The following is an 18095-nucleotide window of genomic DNA, read 5'->3' on the forward strand; positions in this document are numbered from 1 at the left end:
GCCGGCGGACGCCGCGGACCGGTCGACACCGGGGAAGACGCGCCCCTGCCGTCACCACCACGACGCGGTGATCGGCGGACCCGCCGCGCTATCTGCGCGGACGTAGGCCTGGAGGCTGCGTTGTCGGCTTTCGCGCGTGGCGCGGGAAACCGTCCCCTACCCCTTCTGGGGGTACCTGCGTCGCCGCCGCGAGGTCGGTCGCGACAGCGGCAAAACCCTGCCGCCGCGCCTACAAGGCGGCGGCTGCGCTCGGCGGCAGTGCCCGGCCGCGGATCGAGGTCACCGCCACCACTGCATCGACGCTGGCATCGCCGGCATGGACGCGATAGGTGTAGGTATCGACCCCTTCGAAATCCGGATCGGGCGTATAGGTCGCCTGACCGTCCTGCAAGCTCACCGCACCGTGCCTCGGTGCCTCGACGATGCTGTAGCTCAACGAGGCGCCGCTGCCGATCGAACCGCGCAAGGCGACCGTCGAGGTCGCGCCGTCGACGCTGTTGGTGACCAGATCGGATGCGGCCAGCGGTTCGTAACGCTTGAAGCCGCGCACGCTGTCTTCGACCAGGACCATCGGATGACGGCCGTCGGCGTGACCGAAGCCGGCTTGGGTGAACATCGGCGTCGACGGACGCAGCTCATCGCTGCGCTTGGACATGAAAGTTTCGCTGTGCGCGTCGCGCGCAAAGCCGTGGTTGGAACTCGAACTCGGGGCGCCGAACGCACCGGCACTGCTCGCGAGCAGCGTCAGGCACAGTACGACGGGCCCCTGGATACTCTTGCACAACATGCCTACTCCTTGGTCTGAATGGAAACGGATCTATCGTCTGTTCCGGACCGCGCCTGCCTGCGCTGGATCGATGTTCGATCGCTATGGCGACCGGGGATCCTTCTCCTGCATCGCCCTGTCCGGACCCGCTTGCGACCTCCTGTCGCCACCGGGAAAGCATGATCGCAGGCAGGCGTCGCAGAGGCCGAGACGGTGGAAGACGCGAGTGGAATTTCGTTGATCCGTGGCGACGCACCCAGGCCGGAGAGCTTCGCTCCGGTTCGCGAACAACGGGGTTTTCGACGGCCGTGCAACGACCGGGAGGGCGTCGTGCGATACAGCCTGTCGGATAATCCACACCCTCGTCGCAGACGCTGCGATTTCGCGCTTGTTCGCCGAGACGTTCGCGCGTGCGACAACGCGGTCGCGGCTTGCGCCGCTCCTACCCTATGAAGCCACCCCCAAGGCGATTGGATCGCAAACGACGAAGGCCCGCGGATGCGGGCCTTCGAGGGTCGAACCATGGACGGCGATGCCTAACTTATGCATGACCGGCGCTATCGCGCGCTAGGCCATGCGGTTCGCCTCAATATTTCCCCATGAAATCGCGCTTGCCGATGTTGACGCCGTGGCCGCGCAGGATCGCGTAGGTGGTGGTGACGTGGAAGAAGAACTGCGGCAGGCCGTAGTGCACCAGATAGTCGTGCCCGCCGAAGCGGCGTTCCTTCGGCGTGCCCGCACGCAGCACCACTTCGCGGTCTTCGGCGCCTTCGAACAGGGCCGGCTCGAGGCCGTCGACGAAGGCGATGGTCTTGGCGATCAGCGCCTGCAGTTCGGCGAAGCTGCGTTCCTTGTCGTCGTAGACCGGCACCTCGACGTCGGCCAGGCGCGCGCTCACGCCCTTGGCGAAGTCGCAGGCGATCTGGACCTGGCGCAACAAGGGGAACATGTCAGGGAACAGACGCGCCTGCAGGTAGGCGTCGTGGTCGATCTTTTGCTCGGTCGCATGGGCTTCGGTACGGGCCAGGATCTCGGCCAGGCTGCCGAGCAACTGCTTGAGCACCGGGACGGACGCGGAATACATCGAAATGGGCATGGTGGCGGGATTCGTGCAGGGGAAAGCCGCCATGGTACGACGGCGGCGTGTCCGCTGCCCTGCCGCGCCGAGGCGGCAGGCGCAGGCATCACGCCGGCGACTTGGCGCGGCGGCGCGGTTTGACCTGCTGCAAGGCCGCCGCCCAACGCTGAGCGCCCGCCCCCTGGTCGCCCCAGGTATCGTCGGGGTTGGCCAGCCGGCAACGGTCGATCGACAGGCAGCCGCAGCCGATGCACTGGTCGAGGGTGTCGCGCATCAGGGTCAGGTTGGCGATGCGCTGCTCGAGCTCGTCCTTCCAGGTGGCCGACAAGCGCGACCAGTCGCTGCGGGTCGGCACGCGCGAGTCCGGCAAGGTGTCCAGCGCCTCGCGGATGGTCGCCAGGGGCATGCCGACGCGCTGGGCGACGCGGATGATGGCGATGCGGCGCAAGGTGTCGCGACTGTAGCGGCGCTGGTTGCCGGCCGTGCGCAGGCTGTGGATCAGGCCCTTCGACTCGTAGAAGTGCAAGGCCGACACCGCCACGCCCGAGCGCTCCGCGACCTGGCCCACGGTCAGCTCCATCGTCATACTCATCGGCTATTGACCTCAACTTATATTGAGGTTCTATGCTGCACTCGGTCTCATTTCGACGTCAAGCCATGGCCCCCACCCACGCTTACGAACGCACCACGACGTCCCTGCCCGTCCCGCCGCAGGTCAAGGCGGTGGTATTCGACCGTTATGGCGCGCCCGAAGTCCTGCACGCCATCGAACTGCCGATGCCGCAGGCCGGCCCCGGCGAGGTGCGGATCCGCGTCCGCGCGGCCGGCGTGCGTCCCAGCGACATCGCCCTGCGCCGCGGCATCGGCGCCGCCGATGCCGGGCACGCGTTTCCGCGCCGCCTGGGCAACGAGTTCGCCGGCATCGTCGACCAGGTCGGCGCCGGCGTACGCGACCTCGAAGTCGGCGACGAAGTGCTCGGCTGGGCCGTGGCGATGAGTTATGCCGAAGTGCTGACCGTGCCGGCCGAACAAGTGGTGCACAAGCCCGAGACGATGTCCTGGGCGGTCGCCGGCGCCCTGCCCTCGACCGGCCAGAGCGCGCTCGGCGCCTTGCGCGTGCTCGGCGTCGAACACGGCCACACCGTGCTGATCCATGGCGCCGCCAGCGGCATCGGCAGCGTCGCGGTGCAACTGGCCCGGGCCTGGGGCGCGCAGGTGATCGGCAGCGCCGCCGCCAACGATCACGATTATCTGCGCTCGCTCGGCGCACAACCGGTGCTCGACGACCGCGAAGGCATCGAACAGACCCGCGCACTGGCGCCGCAGGGCGTCGATGCGATCTTCGACGCGCTCGGCAGCGAAGTCCACGAGGGCTGGCTGGCGCTCGGCGCCGCGCCCTCGCGCATCGCTACCTTGTGCGACTCCGACCAGGCCCGGCGTCTCGGCCTGCGCACCTTGCGCAGCCAACGCAGCCGCGCGCATCTGCGCGAGCTGATGGCCATGCACGTGCGCCACGGCCTGCTGGTGCATGTGCGCGAAATGTTCCCGCTGACCCGCGCCGCCGAAGCGCATCGCGCGGTCGAACGCGGTCACGGCCGCGGCAAGGTCGTGTTGATGGTCTACGAAGCGATAGAGACGAAGCACAGCGCATGAACGACGCCAGCGCACTCGAACGCCCGCTCGCCGATGCCGGCCTCGGCCTGGCGCCGACTCACGACGAAGCGGCTGCGGTTCCGGAAAGTCTGTACGCGCCGCGTTACCGCAGCCTGACCATCGGCGCGGTCGCGCTGGTGGCCTTGGTCGCCTTCGAAGCCCTGGCGGTGACCACGGCGATGCCGACCGTCGCCCGCGCGCTCGACGGTCTGGCGCTGTATGCGCTCGCGTTCGGCGGCACCCTCGCGGCGAGCGTGGTCGGCATGGTCGCGGCCGGCCGTTGGGCCGATGCGCGCGGGCCGGTCGCCCCGTTGCGCCAGGGCATCGTCTGGTTCGCCCTGGGTTTGATCGCAGCCGGACTGGCGCCGTCGATGGGCTGGCTGATCGCCGGCCGCGTCATCCAGGGCTTCGGCGGCGGATTGATCTCGGTCGCCCTGTACGTGGTGGTCGGCCGGGTCTATCCGCCGCAACTGCGGGTCAGGATCTTCGCCGCGTTCGCCGCGGCCTGGGTGGTGCCGGCGGTGGTCGGCCCGGCGATCAGCGGCGCGATCGTCGAGCACGCCGGCTGGCGCTGGGTGTTCCTGTCGGTGCCGATCGTCGCGGTGTTGGCGGCGTGGCTGGTGCTGCCGTCGCTGCGCAAGCTCGGCCCGACCGCCGGCGGCGCCGATGCCGGCAACGATCAACGCACACGTCTGCTGTGGGCGCTGTTGACCACGGCCAGCTTGCTCGCCCTCCACTACGGCGGCCAGCAACGCGGCTGGCTGGCCTGGGCGGTGCTGGTCCCTGCGCTCGCTGCGCTGGCATTGGCGGCATCCCGCTTGCTGCCGCGCGGCGCCCTGCGCGCCGCACGCGGCCTGCCGACGGTGGTCTCCCTGCGCGGCATCGGCGCGGGCGCGTTCTTCCTCACCGAGGCCTATATCCCACTGTTGCTGTCGCAGGAACGCGGGCTGTCGCCGACCTGGGCCGGGCTGGTGTTGACCCTGGGCGCGGTCGGCTGGTCGAGCGGCTCCTGGTATCGCGGACGCACCGCGGTCGCGGCGGCGCCGCAGCGCTTCCTGCAGGCCGGCATGGCGATGGTCGCGCTCGGCGTGATCGCGATCGCGGCGCTGGTATGGACCCAGGCGCCGCTCGCGCTCGGCGTCGCCGGCTGGATCGTCGCCGGCCTCGGCATGGGCCTGATCTACCCGACCCTGTCGGTGCTGATGCTCGAACTGTCGCCGCCCGAACAGCAGGGCGTGAACTCCTCGGCGCTGCATCTCGGCGATGCGATCTTCACCGCCACCGCGCTGGCAGTCGGCGGCTCACTGTTCGCGGCACTCATGACGCACTCGCATACCCTGGCCTATCTGTGCGGGTTCGGCATTGCGCTCGGTTTGGCCTTGTTGGGCTTGGTGCTGGCGGCGCGGGTGCGGGTGGCCAGGGCGGCGCTGTGAATCGGGTCGGGTCCATGGCGAATCCCCCTGCAGGAGCGGCGTGAGCCGCGACCACGGGACGCGTTGAGTCAGCAAGGCAGATGTCGCCCATCGAAGCGGCGCACTTTCGCCAGCGCAGGAGCGGCGCGAGCCGCGACCGCGTTGGTTCGGCCAGTATCACCGGCCGGGATGGATATCTGTCTCAACCACGACGCCGTTGCCGTTGCCGTTGCCGTTGCCGGGATTTTGATCTTCTCTGCTGCTTTGCTGCTTTACCGGTCAAGTGGAGACCCGGAGGGCGGCGCACAGGACGTGCGGCGTTTTTCGATAGGACAAGGATGTCCTATCGAAAAATCCCGGCGTCGGCATCGCACTCGTGGCCTGTGCCCTTGCAAGGAGAGCCCTTTTCTTTGGTTACCTTTCTTTTGGGCTTAGCAAAAGAAAGTAACCCGGCCGCGTCAGCGGACGGAAGCTCTGCTTTTTGCTCAGGCTTCTAAAGAAACAAGATCAAACGCCAAAAGCTTCCGCCACTAAAGCGGCGGGTTACTTTCTTTTGTCATAAGCAACAAAAGAAAGGTAACCAAAGAAAAATGCTTTTCTTTGAATCACCAGCCCGCACGAGCGATGCCGACGCAGAGATTTTTCATACGGGACATCCCTGTCCCAATGAAAAACGGCGCGCATCCCTGCGCGCCGCCCTCCGGGTCTTCTGTTGCCCTCGCTAGTGCGAAGCGACGCACAGCAACGGCAACGGCAATGGCAATGGCAATGGCAATGGCAAAATCTTTACGGCTACGGCAGGTGCGACGGTAACGACAGGAGCTCTGTAGGAGCGACATCAGTCGCGACCGCGCGGTCTCGGTCTCGGTTTCGGCCTCACGCCAAACCTAGCGCGACAACTCGGTCGCCGCGGTCGAAGTCGTGGTCATCAAGGCGGGTTTGGCCTGGGCGAGGCGTTGGTACAAGGCCACCACCTGCTCCATCAGGCCTTCGGTGCTCCAGGCTCGCGCGTCGAGCGGGCCGGCCGCGGACAGTTCGGCGCGGCGCTGCGGCGAACGCAGCACATCGCCGAGGTGCCCGGCGAAGGCTTCGACGTTCTCCTCGCTGACCACGGCGCTGCGCGCGCCGCGCAGGACCGTCGCCGTGCCCATCACCGCGGTCGAGACGATCGGCACGCCGAGCGCCATCGCTTCGATCAACACCAGGCCCTGAGTTTCGGTCGGCGAAGCGAACACGAAGGCATCGCCGGCGCAATAGGCATCGAGCAGGCTGGTGCGGCGGTCGAGGTTGCCGAAGAAACGCACGTTGCGTTCCAGGCCGTACTCCTTCGACAGGCGCTTGAGGCGCTCCGCGTCCGGCCCCTCGCCGGCGATGATGAACATCAGCTCGGGGAAATCGGCGACCAGGCGGCGCGCCACCTGCAGCAGGAAGGCGATGTTCTTCTCCACCGCGAGCCGGCTGACGGTGACGATGGTCGGCCGCCGCGCGTCGATCTCGTGCTCGGCGCGGAAACGCGCGCCGTCGCCGCGGGCGAATTCGGCCAGGTCGATGCCGGTCGGCAGCACCGTCGACGGCGTGGTCACGCCGTAGCGATCCAGCACTTCGACCATCTGTGCGGTCGGCACGATCAGGTGGTCGACGCCGTGGCAGAGCGTGCACGACACGCGCCGGGCGACGAAGCGCAGCAGCGGCGCCGGCGCCCACGGCAGGTAGTGACCGATGTATTCCTCGAAATAGGTGTGGTAGGTCTCGACCGTCGGCCGGCCGCTGGCCTGCGCCAATTGCACGCCGAGCCGGTGGGCGCGGAACGGCGTGTGGATGTGGATGACGTCCCAGTGCCGCTGCGCCAGTTGCGGCAGAATCCGTCGCAATTCCGGTGCGCGGATCAGGCGGTCTTCGGGATCGAAGAAGATCACCCGCGCCTGCAGCCGGATGATCTCGAATTCGTCGCTGTCGTGCAGTTCCTGGCCGCTGCCGGGACCGTAGTCGGGCACGACCAGGGTCACCGCATGCCCGCTGCGCGCCAGCGACTGGGCGAACGTGCGGATCGAGGTCGACACGCCGTTGACCCGCGGGAAGTACACGTCCGACAGCATCAGGATGTTCATCCTGCCAGCCTAGGCCTCGCTCATGACGGATTTGTGGCGGCCGCGACGCTCACGCCGGCGCATGCCGCTCGAACAGCAGGGGCGAGGCCAGACCGCACTGCGGGTGCATGCGATTGAGGGTATGGATGGCGCCGGCCACGCCGGTCATCAGCCCCGGGGTGAACGCGTCACGGGCGCGGCTGCCGACCGCGCCGCGATGTTCCTCGATCGCCGAGACGATCTGGGCGCTGTGCTCGACCGGGTCGGTCTGGGCGCTGCCCTCCGGGTCCAGGCGCGCGGCACGGGTCAACAGCTCCCATAGCGCGAGATCGCCGTGGCAGAGCGTATGTCCCAGCCCCCAGCCGTCGCGGCCGGCCGCGGCGGCAGCGCGACGCAGGGTGCGCAGATGCCGCGACGAGCCGGTGCGGGCATAGAGATCGCTCGCGGCCAGGCCGATGCCGACGCTGCCGTGGCACCAGGCATGCAGGAACTGGCGTTCGTCGGGCACGCGCGCGTCGAGCCAACTGCCGGCCGCGTCGTCGTAAAGACTGTCCTCGAAGGCGAAGGCGCGCTCGGCCAGCGCCAGCCAGCGCGCGCGTTCGTCGGCATCGCCGGCCTCGCTGAGCCCGATCCGGGTCAAGGCCCAGCCGATGCCGCTGGCGCCGTGGGCGAAACCGCCGACCGGCTCGGCGAAGATCGTCGACGGCCAACGCGCGCCGCGTTCGTCGACGATCGCCTGCGTTTCCATATAACGCGCCGCCTGCGCCGCCAACGCCGGCCAACGCGGGTCGGCATGCACTTCGGCGAGTTGCAACAAGGGCACGATGCTGCCGCTGGCGCCTTCGAGCAGGTCGAGGTATTGGTCGCCGTCGAAGCCGGCCAGGGCCATCGCCTCGGCACGCTCGACCGCCCACTCCAACATCTGCGGCCGCCGCAACAGATCGTGCAGCGCGACCCAGGTCCAGACCTGCGCACCAAAGCCGATCATGCCGCCGACCGTGCTCGGCCGGTCCTGCGCTTCGATCGCGCGCATTACCGCGATGGCACCGTCGAGCGCGGCCTCGGTGCCTTCGACCGGGTCGGCGCGGCCCTGCCCGACTTCGTGCAGATAACCGGCCAGGGCCAGGGCCACTCCGCCCAGGCCCGTGTAGAGGTCGGCCTGCAGCGGACGCGTCACCCAACCGGTGTCGCCGAGCACCGGGCTGATCCAGGTCACGGTGCCGTCGCGCCCGCGCACCGCCAGTTGCAGCAGTTGTTCGACCGCGCGCGCCGCCACCGCGCGGCGGCGCGCGTCGAGGCGTTCGGCGTGCGGATGACGCGCGACGATGTCGCTGCGTACGCGTTCGTTCTTGCCCAGGCGCTGATTGAGGTCGACCGTGACCAGGGCGCTGCGGATGGTCAGCTCTTCCAGCTCGACGCGCATGCCGCGCCAGTGGGTCAGTGCCTCCTCGATGCGCGCGGCATCGAGCGGGGCGACGAAGATCGGCACGTCGCCGCGGCGCATGTCGTCGATCTCGCCGTCGATCTCGGCCGGCGCCGACGGCGCGATCGGCAGCACCGCGGCATTGCGCGCCAGGATGTCGCGGGCGCGCTCGATCGCCTTGGGCTCGTCGTGCAACGAGGCCGGATGCCAGAGCATGCGCATGATCTCGACGTAGGCCTGAGTCGGGCGGCGGATATCGCGCACTCGGCAACCGAGAAACACCTGCAACAACGGGGCCAATGCAGCCTGCGCATCGAGCGCGCGCAGGCGCGCGGTCGCGGCCAGGAAGCCGTCGGCGATGCGGTCCCAATAACGCGACACGTCCGGATGCGGGCTGGGATGGTTCTGCGACTGGCCGAAGTCGGCGCTGACCACCGCCAGCCGCGCCTGCATCGTGCCCTCGTCGGCGATGGACGGCACCCGGATCTGCGGCTGCTCGCCGGGCAAGGCGCCGGCCGCGGAAATGTCGACCCCGCCGAAGCCGAGCGCGGGCGCGCGGAACGGCACGATGCCGGTGCGCAGCACCGAGGTGCGGATCAGTTCCGAGGCGAGGTCGAAGGCATGCCCGCGCCCGGACGGCGGCGCTTCGATCTCGACCGCGAACAGGCTTTCGACGTCGATCGCCACCGGCACCGGCCCGGCCGCGATCAGGTTTTCCTGATGGATGTCGGTGCCGCCGAGCAATTGCATCACCGCCAGCCAATGGCCGAGGTTGCGATAGAAGCCGGCGAGTTCGTCGTCGCCGTCGCAGTAACGGTGCTCGACGAAACCGGCCCAACCGTAGGCGCCGCGGTCGAGCGCGTGCGGCACCCTGATGCGTTGCGCATCGTCGGCGAAGACCTGGGCGAGGAAAGCGTCCAGCGCCAGGTCGATCTTCAACGAGCGCGGCTTGTACATGACCCGCCCGCCTTCCAGGGTCAGGCGGGCGACGGTCTGGCCGCCGTCGTGCAGATCGCCCTCGCCAGGCTGCAGGGCGAGCAAGCGACCGGCCGGGCGGCCGAGCAATGCCGACAAAGCCTCGCGATCGGCGGCGAAACGCGCCGCCAGCGATTCCAGCGCCAGGCGTTGCAATTCCAGCGAGCGCTGCAGGCGCCCGTGCAGCGCCGGATAGCGGCGGCGCAGATGCGGCTCGAACTCCGCCTGCGTGGCCAGGGCGATGAACTGGGCGAACTGGCCGGCGTCGTCCTCGGCGTCGAGTTGCCCGCCAAGCCTGGCCGCGTGCAGCTCCAGCAACAGGGTGCGGCTGATCTTGAGCCGGGCGTTGTCGTTGAGGCCTTGTTCGCCGACCTGACGCAGCAAGGCGATCTCGTCGCCGTGCAGGCGTGGCGCCAGCGCTTCCAGGCTCGCGCCGAGCGCGCGGCGCGCGTCGGCGGTGAACATCTCGATGATCGGTAAAAACGATTCGCCGCTACGGGTGTCGCTCATCGGTTCGACGCATCCTGCCTGGATCGATGGGAAGCAAACACGAGCCCGGCCGGCGCGGCACGCGCTGCAGCGGCGACGCTCCGTCGCTCGGCACGCAGGCGTTGCTCCGCGCGGCTATCGATGCGCGGCGGCGCGGTGGGGTCGGGCTCGTGGTGGCGATGGCGGCCGCGGACCTGATCGTCGCCGCCGGCCGCAAAAACTCGCTCCCGACTCGCATCGGGAGCGAGCCCTTCAGCTACGGCTTAGCAGCACTGGCCGCCGCCGGAAGCGCTACAGCTGCTGCAACGCGTCCACAGCGGCAGGCTGCTGTCGGTCAACGCGGCTTCGGTCGCGGACGTGCCTTCGATGTACAGCGGGCCGGCAGGATTTTCCATGCCGCCTTCCGCACCATTCAGCCAGCCCGAAACGATGTCGTCGATCTGTTGCATAAACTTCTCCTTGTTCACAACATAAGTGAAATCGGTCACAGTCCATCCCGGACATCCGTTCATCGATATCCGAGCCTGGGCCGGTCCCGATCGTTGACGTCGAACGTAAGCGAAGCCCTTTGCTCCGGAGCGATAACGTGCCGCCATCGAACCCCGTCGCCTCAACTCCGCGCCGACACGCTGCGCGCTCGGACCGGCCGATGTCAACTGTCAATTACGCCGCTGCAATGCACCATCGGATTGCGCATGACCTCGCCTTGACCGGCCATGCCGCACCCTGCATCGCGGTGTCGTCGCGGGGCTCGCGCCGCATCGATGCCGAGCGACACCGACGCCGCATGTCCAGTCCTATAACTTCGTCACGGAATGCACGGCGCCAGCCGACAGGAATATCTTGAACATCGAACTCGATCCGCCCGCCCCCCGTCGACGCCGCTGGCTGCGTTCGGCCTTCGCCGTATTCGCGCTGGCCTGGTTGGCGACGGGCGTCTATCACGTCTACAAACCCTTGCCGCCCGGCATCAGCCAGCACTGGCCCTTGCGCTCGGCCGACAACGTCGAGTTGTTGACCGACGTCAGCTGGGTCGACGGCGCCAAACAAAGGCTCGCCGAGCAACACATATTCGACGAAACCCTACGCCTGATCGGCCAGGCGCAGCGCGGCGTGGTCGCCGACCTGTTCCTGTTCAACGACTTCGGCGCCGATGCCGGCAACCTGCGGCACCGCCGCCTCAGCAACGAACTCAGCGCGGCCTTGATCGCGCGCAAACGCGCCGTGCCGCAACTGCGCGCGGTGCTGATCACCGATCCGATCAACACCGTCTACGGTGGTCTCGAATCGCCGCAATTGCAGGCCTTGCGCGCGGCCGGCGTGGAAGTGGTGATCACCGACCTGCGCCGCCTGCGCACGCCGAACCCGACCTGGTCGGGGCTGTGGCATCTGTGCTGCAGTTGGGCCGGCAACGACGCGCAGGGCGGCTGGCTGGCGAATCCGTTCGGGTCGGGCAAGGTCACCCTGCGCAGTTGGTTCGCTCTGTTCAACCTCAACGCCAACCATCGCAAGACCTTGGTCGTCGACGAGGGCGATGGCTGGACCGCCCTGGTGTCTTCGGCCAACCCGCACGACGGCAGCAGCCGCCACGGCAATATCGCCCTGCGCTTTCGCGGCGCCGCCGCGCTCGACGTGCTGATGAGCGAACGCGCAGTGGTGGCGATGTCGCACGGGCATTGGCCGCAAGGCCTGCCGGTCGCGGCGCCGCCGCCGACCATCGTCGACACGACCTCGGCGCCGCGCGTGCAGTTGCTGACCGAAGCCAAGATCCGCGACGGCTTGCTCGCCGCCATCGACGGCGCGCGCGGCGGCGACCGCATCGACATCGCGGTGTTCTATTTCTCCCATCGCGACCTGGTCCACGCCGTGGTCGCCGCGCACAAACGCGGCGTCGCCCTGCGCGTGCTGCTCGATCCCAACGAAGACGCGTTCGGGCGCAAGAAGGACGGCGTGCCGAATCGCCAGGTCGCCAGCGAACTGCAGGCCGCCGGCGTGCCCCTGCGCTGGTGCGACACCCACGGCGAGCAATGCCACGCCAAGCTGCTGCTGAAGACCGCCCGCGACGGCCGCATCGAACTGATCGCCGGCTCGGCCAACTACACCCGCCGCAATCTCGACGACTACAACCTGGAAAGCAGCGTGCGTGTCGTAGCCGAGTCCGACGCGCCGGTCGCGCGCCAGGCCGCGGGCTATTTCGAGCAGAGCTGGGGCAACGGCGACCACCGCGGCATCAGCGTCGACTATGCGGCCTACGCCGACGAATCCGGCTGGCGCAAACTCTGGTACCGCTTCGGCGAAGCCAGCGGGCTGTCGAGCTACTGACGGCGGCGACGAACGAGGGCGCGAGAACGCCTCACCCTGATGCAGTCGCGGCCGTCGGCAACCGCGCCGTGCGGCGAATTCAAGCGTCGCGGCCGCCCTGCCCGGCCAGGAACTCCTCCAGGCCGGGACAGCCGAGGCGATGCCAGGCCGGATAGTCCATGCGATAGAACGCCGTAGCGCTGCCGCTCATCGCCGCCAGCGCCGCGGCGCTGCCTTCGCGACGGTAGAGCTCGCGGATGCGTTGGTCCTCTTCCTGCAGACGCTGCTGTAGCGACGGCGCAGGTGCGCGACGCAGCGGCACCGCGGGCCTCGGCAAGGCATCCAGCGCGGCGCGGATACGCTGCGTGTCGGCGAAGGTCTGCGCATCGCAAGGCCATTCGCCGCGGTCGCGACCTTCGCCGTCGAGCATGGCCAGGGCCAGATCGATCAGGTATTGCTGATGCGGCGCGCGATCGCGCGCGTCGAGCAGGTACCGGCGATACGACGGTTGCGGCGCCAAGGCCGCCAGCCAGGCGCCGCAGGCCAGCTCGCGGAAGGAATGTGCGAACAGCAGGTCGTGAAGCAGATCTTCGTCGAGAGCGCCGATACCGCGCAGGCTGAGGTAGTACGCCTCCAGATCTTCATGCCGGGCCTGCGGGTATTCGGCCAGCACCGGCGCATGTTCTTCGCCCGCGGCGAGCATGGCGGCGAGGAAATGCGGCTTGGCCAGGGCCAACGGCGGCAAGCCGTCGATCACCCACGCCAGGTCTTGAGACAGGTAGTGCATGTGGACCGCTCCGGATCGGCATCTGCGGCCGCGCGATCGCGGCCCGCGGCAGTATCGCCCAGCCCGCGACGCAGCGGCGCGGCCCCGTGCTGCAGCGCAATGTGCCCCATCGGACGATGGCGCGCGCGGGTCCGCAGTGGCCCACTGCGGCCACGCCGGACTCGCTACCGGCGAGGGAGTCGACCGCATGTTCGCTTCGCACCTTCCCTCCGCGCGCCTGCGTCCGTATCGCACCGCCGCGCGCATCGCCGGCTGCGCCCTCGCCCTCGGCGCGCTGTGCGCGGCGACGCCGGCTCTGGCCTTGACCGAAGTCACCGGCTTCGGCAGCAACCCGGGCAATCTGCGCATGTACAAATACGTGCCGCCCGGATTGCAGGCCGATGCGCCCCTGGTCGTGGCCCTGCACGGCTGCGCCCAGAACGCGGCCAGCTACGACGCCGAAACCGGCTGGGAGTTGCTCGCCCAGCGCTGGCATTTCGCCCTGCTGCTGCCGCAGCAGCAAAGCGCCAACAACGCCAACGCCTGCTTCAATTGGTTCGAGAGTGGCGACAGCACGCGCGGCCAGGGCGAGGCCTTGTCGATCCGGCAGATGATCGAGCGCATGCGCAGCGATCACGCCGGCGCCGCCGACCGCGTCTACGTTACCGGCCTGTCTTCGGGCGGGGCGATGACCGCGGTGATGCTGGCGACCTACCCCGAAGTATTCGCCGGCGGCGCCATCGTCGCCGGCATTCCCTACCGCTGCGCGCTCGGTTCGAGCGCGGCGTTTTCGTGCATGTCGCCCGGCACCGACCTGACCCCGGCGCAATGGGGCGACAAGGTGCGCGCCGCGAGCAGCCACGCCGGCCCCTGGCCGATCGTCTCGATTTGGCACGGCGACGCCGACTACGTCGTGCGTCCGGCCAATCAAGCCGAAAGTCTGCAGCAATGGACCAACGTACATGGCATCGACGCGGTCGCCGACGTCGAAGACAGCGTCGCCGGCTATCCGCATAAGGTCTATCGCGATGCCGCCGGGCAGCCGCGCGTGGAAACCTACTCGATCACCGGCATGGGCCACGGCACGCCGGTCGACCCCGGCAGCGGCGAAAGCCAGTGCGGCACGGCCGGCGCCTACGTGCTCGATGTCAACCTGTGTTCGAGCTACTACATCGGCCGCTTCTGGGGGCTGGACGATCTGGACGCGAATCCGCCGCAGGTCGCGCTGACCTCGCCGGCCAACGGCGCCTCGGTCAGCGGCGTGGTCGCCCTCGGCGCGAACGCCAGCGACGACGTCGGCGTGGAGCGCGTGGATTTCCTCATGGACGGCGCGCTGCTCGCCAGCGATGGCGAAGCGCCCTATGCGGCGAGCTGGGACAGCAGCACCGTCAGCAACGGTATCCACCATCTGCAGGCGCGCGCCGAGGACGTGACCGGCAACACCGCCGTCTCGCTCGCAGTCCAGGTCGAGGTCAGCGGCGGTACCAGCGGACCGCCCCTGGTGATGGAATTCGACAACGAAGACGCCAACGACGGCTACGTCAAGGCCAATGCCGACGCCGGCGCGGCCGCGGTCGGCACGCTCGAAGCGAGCTATGGCCTGGCGATCGGCCGCGGCAGCGACGGCAAATACAACCGCAGCCTGCTCTCGTTCGATACCTCGGCCCTGCCCGATGGCGCGACCGTGGTCGCCACCTCGCTCAGCGTCGCCTATCGCAGCGCCTACGGCGATCCCTGGAGCCAGCCGGCCGGCAATCGCCTGCTGGTTGATGCGCGCAGCGGCTGCTTCGGCGCCTGCACCATCGAAGCCGGCGACTATTCGGCCGCCGCCGATGCAACGGCGGTGGCGGAACTCGCGCGCTTCAGCGGCGGCCGCCAGACCAGCACCGCATTCAGCGCGGCCGGCCTGAATGCGCTCAACCGCGGCGGCCGCACCCAGTTGCGCCTGCGTTTCGAGCAGGCGCCGGGCGCTACCCACTACCTGTGGATCGACCGCGGCGCGAGCGCGAAGCTGAGGGTCGAATACCGGCCCTGAGTCCCAATTCAGCGCCGGCGCCGAAGCAGCCTCGACCCCGGTCTCGCGGCCCGGGACGGGTTTGCCGTATCGTTCGCGCATGGACGACCTTCGCTACCTGCGCGGCTACAACGAGCGCGTGCTGAACCAGGTGCGCGCGCTGATCGACAGTGGGCGCCTGGGCGAAGTGCTGCGCAACCGCTACAGCAGCCGCCACCAGGTGCGCGACGACAAGGCCTTGTTCGAGTACGTGGTCCAGATCAAAGACCGCTACATGCGCAAGAGCGACCCGCTCAACAAGGTGATCTACGACAACAAGCTGCATGTGGTCCGGCATGCGCTGGGTACGCACACGGCGATCTCGCGCGTCCAGGGCGGCCGGCTCAAGGCCGCGCGCGAGATCCGCATCGCCACCCTGTTCCGCGATGCGCCGGCCGAGTTCCTGGAAATGATCGCGGTGCACGAGCTGGCTCATCTCAAGCACCGCGACCACGACAAGCCCTTCTATCAGTTGTGCGCGCACATGAACCCGGACTATCACCAGCACGAGTTCGACCTGCGCCTGTACCTGACCCAGCTCGAACTGGAAGCCGCGACCCGGCGCGAAGCCGGCGCCGCGGCGTCCGACGGCGCCGACGCTCAGGCCGCGAGCGGCGTCCGGCCGTAATTGCTCGCATAGGCGTTCTCGACGCCCGGCAGGATCTCGACGATCGCGAAATAGCGGTCCCAGAACGGCGTTTCGCGCAGCGCCTCGACCACCAGTTCGTAGGCATGGTGGCTGCGCGCCTGCCATTGCCAGATATCGGTGACGCGGGCGTTGTAGAACTCGATGTCGTAGAAGCGCAGGCTCACTTCGTCGCGGTGCTTGTGCAGGATCGGCGCAACCTGTTCTTCGAGCAGGCGGAAGCGGGTGTCGATGTCGAAGGCCAGCCATTCCGGCTGGGTCTTGACCAGCATGAACACGGTCAGGGGGAAGGTCTCTTGTTGCTCGCTCATGAGGTTCTCGTTGGCGTTGCGGGGAAAGTGAGAACACAATATGAGCGATTACTCACATTCACTACTCGCATTCGCCATGCCCTCGCCGCGCCGCAAAACCAACCTGAAACCGCGTAAAAAACCCAGCCAAAGCCGCGCCGCCGAAACCGTCGCGGCGATCCTGGAAGCGGCGGCTCGCATTCTCGAACGCGGCGGCCTGCCGGCGTACAACACCAACGCCGTCGCCGAGCGCGCCGGCGTCAGCGTCGGCTCGCTGTACCAATACTTCCCCAACAAGGACGCGCTGACCGCGGCGCTGATCGATCGCGAGACCGCCACCCTGCTCGCCGACCTCGCCGCGGTGCCGGCACAGGCGAGCTATGCCGACGGCGTCGTCGCTCTGGTGCGCGCGGCGATCGCCCATCAACTGCATCGGCCGGCCCTGGCGCGGCTGCTGGATTTCGAGGAACGGCGCCTGCCGCTGCGCGACCGCGACCTGCAGGTCGACCGTGCCGCGCAAAGCTGCGTGCTCGCCCTACTGCAACGGCCCGACGCGCCCGTCGTCGTCGGCGATGGCGCCACCGCCGCGGAGATCCTCGCCCTGGACAGCATCGCCATCGTGCGCAGCCTGGTCGATGCCGCCGGCGAACGCGGCGAGACCGAAGCCGCGCCGCTGCAACGGCGCGTGCTGCACGCGGTGTTCGGCTATCTGGGACCGCCGCGCGCTGTCGATACCATCGCGAAGACGCGCAAGCGCAAGGACCCGCCTGGCAGCGCGCGCTAGCGCCGCAGGGCGTCGATCATCGACCGCGAATCAAACCGCGCTGCGATCCTCGCGCACCGCCAGCAAGGCGATCAGGGTCAGCGCCGCCGCGGCCGCCAGGTAATAGCCGACATAGGCCAGGCCGTAGCGGCCGGCGAGCCAGGTCGCGATGTAGGGCGCCAGCGACGCGCCGAAGATGCCGGCCAGGTTGAACGCCAGCGAAGCGCCGGTGTAGCGCACCGGGGTCGGGAACATCTCGGCGAGTATGGTGCCGAGCGGGCCGTAGGTCAGGCCCATGATGCCCAGGCCCAGACCGAGGAACAGCAAGGTGCCCCAGGCGCTGCCGGTCGCGAACAAGGGCGCGAAGAAAATCCCGAACAACAGGATCGCCAGGGTCGACAGGATCATCGCCAGGCGCCGGCCGCGGCGGTCGGCGAACATCGCCGACAACGGGATGGTCGCGGCGAAACACAACACGCCGCCGAGTTGCAGTTGCAGGAATTGCTCGCGCGAATAGCCCAGTTGCGAGGTGCCCCAGCTCAACGCGAACACCGTCATCAGATAGAACAACACGAAGGTCGCGAGCGCGGCGAAGGTGCCGGCGACCAGGGCGCCGGGATGCTTGACCAGCACCTCGAGCATCGGCAGGCGCACGCGTTCGTGATGATCGATCGCGCGCTGGAACGCCGGGGTTTCGCTGATCCGCAGCCGCACCCACAGGCCGACGAACACCAGCACCGCGCTGGCCAGGAACGGCACCCGCCAGCCCCAGGCGAAGAAGGCCTCGTCGCCCATGGTGTCGGTCAGCAACAGGAAGATGCCGGTCGACAGGAAGAAGCCGATCGGCGCACCGAGCTGCGGGAACATGCCGTACCAGGCGCGTTTGCCGGGCGGCGCGTTCTCGGTCGCCAGCAGCACCGCACCGCCCCACTCGCCGCCGAGCCCCAGGCCCTGGCCGAAGCGGCACAGCGCCAACAGGATCGGCGCGGCGATGCCGATGCTTTGATGGGTCGGCAACAGGCCGATCGCCACCGTCGACAAGCCCATGGTCAGCAGCGCCGCGACCAAGGTCGCCTTGCGCCCGACGCGGTCGCCGAAGTGGCCGAACACCGCCGAGCCGACCGGGCGGGCGAAGAACGCCAGGGCGAAGGTCGCCAGCGACTGCAAGGTCGCCGAGGCCGGATCGGCCGAGAGGAAGAACAGCTTCGGGAACACCAACACCGCCGCAGTGGCGTAGATGTAGAAGTCGAAGAACTCGATGGTGGTACCGATCAGGCTGGCGAACAGCACGCGGGACGGGGAATTGGCGGACGCCGGTGCGGCTGCGCTCATTGCGTTTTCCAACCTGGGGACCGGTGAATTGTTACCCGATCCGGGCCCTCGCAGGCGAGGC

The 18095-nt window shown here is 68.5% G+C and carries 14 protein-coding genes and 1 pseudogene; 6 read left to right on the top strand and 9 right to left on the bottom strand.

All coding sequences use genetic code 11. The annotated features are described in order from the left end of the window. Positions 1 to 229 precede the first annotated feature (229 nt). The 3 genes from ACTJJK_RS01960 to soxR all read right to left on the bottom strand — a co-directional run bounded on the left by ACTJJK_RS01960 (position 230) and on the right by soxR (position 2430). Positions 230 to 787 carry an Ig-like domain-containing protein gene (locus ACTJJK_RS01960; RefSeq protein WP_440729318.1) on the bottom strand — a complete coding sequence of 186 codons (558 nt, stop codon included), beginning with the start codon at positions 785 to 787 and terminating at the stop codon, positions 230 to 232. Between the two features lie 565 nt (positions 788 to 1352). After that, a complete protein-coding gene (locus ACTJJK_RS01965) occupies positions 1353 to 1862 on the bottom strand; it encodes a DUF1993 domain-containing protein (RefSeq protein WP_031373179.1) in 510 nt (169 codons plus the stop codon). Positions 1863 to 1950: 88 nt separating this feature from the next. Further along, complete coding sequence (gene soxR, locus ACTJJK_RS01970; RefSeq protein ID WP_051885232.1) at positions 1951 to 2430, bottom strand: redox-sensitive transcriptional activator SoxR; 480 nt, start codon at positions 2428 to 2430, stop codon at positions 1951 to 1953. 71 nt (positions 2431 to 2501) lie between these two features. Between soxR and ACTJJK_RS01975 the strand changes: the two genes are divergently transcribed. Both ACTJJK_RS01975 and ACTJJK_RS01980 read left to right on the top strand, forming a co-directional pair. Further along, the gene (locus ACTJJK_RS01975) at positions 2502 to 3497 is read left to right on the top strand and encodes an NADP-dependent oxidoreductase (RefSeq protein WP_051885231.1); all 996 of its coding nucleotides are present in this window, start codon (positions 2502 to 2504) and stop codon (positions 3495 to 3497) included. After that, positions 3494 to 4930 (top strand): MFS transporter, encoded by a 1437-nt coding sequence (locus tag ACTJJK_RS01980; RefSeq protein WP_440729319.1) that lies wholly within the window; start codon positions 3494 to 3496, stop codon positions 4928 to 4930. Before ACTJJK_RS01975 ends, ACTJJK_RS01980 begins: the two co-directional genes overlap by 4 nt. A gap of 866 nt (positions 4931 to 5796) precedes the next feature. On the opposite strand, the gene ACTJJK_RS01985 is transcribed toward ACTJJK_RS01980, so the two are convergent. The 3 genes from ACTJJK_RS01985 to ACTJJK_RS01995 form a co-directional block, all read right to left on the bottom strand. Next, on the bottom strand, positions 5797 to 7017 hold the full coding sequence (locus ACTJJK_RS01985; RefSeq protein ID WP_440729320.1) for a glycosyltransferase: 1221 nt from the start codon (positions 7015 to 7017) through the stop codon (positions 5797 to 5799). A gap of 49 nt (positions 7018 to 7066) precedes the next feature. Then, the gene (locus ACTJJK_RS01990; RefSeq protein WP_440729321.1) at positions 7067 to 9904 is read right to left on the bottom strand and encodes a type 2 lanthipeptide synthetase LanM family protein; all 2838 of its coding nucleotides are present in this window, start codon (positions 9902 to 9904) and stop codon (positions 7067 to 7069) included. Positions 9905 to 10146: 242 nt separating this feature from the next. Continuing rightward, entirely contained in the window at positions 10147 to 10371 is a 225-nt protein-coding gene (locus ACTJJK_RS01995; protein WP_200875773.1) for a DUF6229 family protein, read from the bottom strand. Positions 10372 to 10726: 355 nt separating this feature from the next. Between ACTJJK_RS01995 and ACTJJK_RS02000 the strand changes: the two genes are divergently transcribed. Further along, positions 10727 to 12205: a phospholipase D-like domain-containing protein gene (locus ACTJJK_RS02000; protein WP_440729322.1), complete on the top strand. Its 1479-nt coding sequence runs from the start codon at positions 10727 to 10729 to the stop codon at positions 12203 to 12205. A gap of 79 nt (positions 12206 to 12284) precedes the next feature. On the opposite strand, the gene ACTJJK_RS02005 is transcribed toward ACTJJK_RS02000, so the two are convergent. Then, on the bottom strand, positions 12285 to 12971 hold the full coding sequence (locus tag ACTJJK_RS02005; RefSeq protein ID WP_031369979.1) for a hypothetical protein: 687 nt from the start codon (positions 12969 to 12971) through the stop codon (positions 12285 to 12287). A gap of 187 nt (positions 12972 to 13158) precedes the next feature. On the opposite strand from ACTJJK_RS02005, the gene ACTJJK_RS02010 reads away from it, so the two are divergent. Further along, positions 13159 to 14985: an extracellular catalytic domain type 1 short-chain-length polyhydroxyalkanoate depolymerase gene (locus ACTJJK_RS02010; protein ID WP_051884230.1), complete on the top strand. Its 1827-nt coding sequence runs from the start codon at positions 13159 to 13161 to the stop codon at positions 14983 to 14985. Positions 14986 to 15064: 79 nt separating this feature from the next. Next, positions 15065 to 15556 (top strand): annotated as a pseudogene (locus tag ACTJJK_RS02015) (YgjP-like metallopeptidase domain-containing protein); the annotation flags it as partial. A 47-nt stretch (positions 15557 to 15603) separates the two neighbouring features. Here ACTJJK_RS02015 and ACTJJK_RS02020 read toward each other — a convergent pair. Further along, on the bottom strand, positions 15604 to 15960 hold the full coding sequence (locus tag ACTJJK_RS02020; protein WP_440729323.1) for a darcynin family protein: 357 nt from the start codon (positions 15958 to 15960) through the stop codon (positions 15604 to 15606). 76 nt (positions 15961 to 16036) lie between these two features. Here ACTJJK_RS02020 and ACTJJK_RS02025 point away from each other — a divergent pair, with 76 nt between their 5' ends. Continuing rightward, complete coding sequence (locus ACTJJK_RS02025) at positions 16037 to 16723, top strand: TetR/AcrR family transcriptional regulator (RefSeq protein WP_440729324.1); 687 nt, start codon at positions 16037 to 16039, stop codon at positions 16721 to 16723. 30 nt (positions 16724 to 16753) lie between these two features. On the opposite strand, the gene ACTJJK_RS02030 is transcribed toward ACTJJK_RS02025, so the two are convergent. Next, positions 16754 to 18034, bottom strand: coding sequence for an MFS transporter (locus ACTJJK_RS02030; RefSeq protein ID WP_440729325.1), 1281 nt, complete (start codon positions 18032 to 18034; stop codon positions 16754 to 16756). Positions 18035 to 18095 lie beyond the last annotated feature (61 nt).

It is taken from the genome of Lysobacter sp. 22409, from assembly GCF_052045105.1.
Lineage (GTDB): Bacteria > Pseudomonadota > Gammaproteobacteria > Xanthomonadales > Xanthomonadaceae > Lysobacter > Lysobacter antibioticus_B.

Bases quoted from the DNA above. Each gene is read 5' to 3' on its own strand.
- ACTJJK_RS01985 (WP_440729320.1), bottom strand. From the start codon at position 7,017: ATGAACATCCTGATGCTGTCGGACGTGTACTTCCCGCGGGTCAACGGC.
- ACTJJK_RS02020 (WP_440729323.1), bottom strand. From the start codon at position 15,960: ATGAGCGAGCAACAAGAGACCTTCCCCCTGACCGTGTTCATGCTGGTC.
- ACTJJK_RS01990 (WP_440729321.1), bottom strand. From the start codon at position 9,904: ATGAGCGACACCCGTAGCGGCGAATCGTTTTTACCGATCATCGAGATG.
- ACTJJK_RS01965 (WP_031373179.1), bottom strand. From the start codon at position 1,862: ATGCCCATTTCGATGTATTCCGCGTCCGTCCCGGTGCTCAAGCAGTTG.
- ACTJJK_RS01960 (WP_440729318.1), bottom strand. From the start codon at position 787: ATGTTGTGCAAGAGTATCCAGGGGCCCGTCGTACTGTGCCTGACGCTG.
- ACTJJK_RS02025 (WP_440729324.1), top strand. From the start codon at position 16,037: ATGCCCTCGCCGCGCCGCAAAACCAACCTGAAACCGCGTAAAAAACCC.
- ACTJJK_RS02005 (WP_031369979.1), bottom strand. From the start codon at position 12,971: ATGCACTACCTGTCTCAAGACCTGGCGTGGGTGATCGACGGCTTGCCG.
- ACTJJK_RS01975 (WP_051885231.1), top strand. From the start codon at position 2,502: ATGGCCCCCACCCACGCTTACGAACGCACCACGACGTCCCTGCCCGTC.
- ACTJJK_RS02030 (WP_440729325.1), bottom strand. From the start codon at position 18,034: ATGAGCGCAGCCGCACCGGCGTCCGCCAATTCCCCGTCCCGCGTGCTG.
- soxR (WP_051885232.1), bottom strand. From the start codon at position 2,430: ATGACGATGGAGCTGACCGTGGGCCAGGTCGCGGAGCGCTCGGGCGTG.
- ACTJJK_RS02010 (WP_051884230.1), top strand. From the start codon at position 13,159: ATGTTCGCTTCGCACCTTCCCTCCGCGCGCCTGCGTCCGTATCGCACC.
- ACTJJK_RS01980 (WP_440729319.1), top strand. From the start codon at position 3,494: ATGAACGACGCCAGCGCACTCGAACGCCCGCTCGCCGATGCCGGCCTC.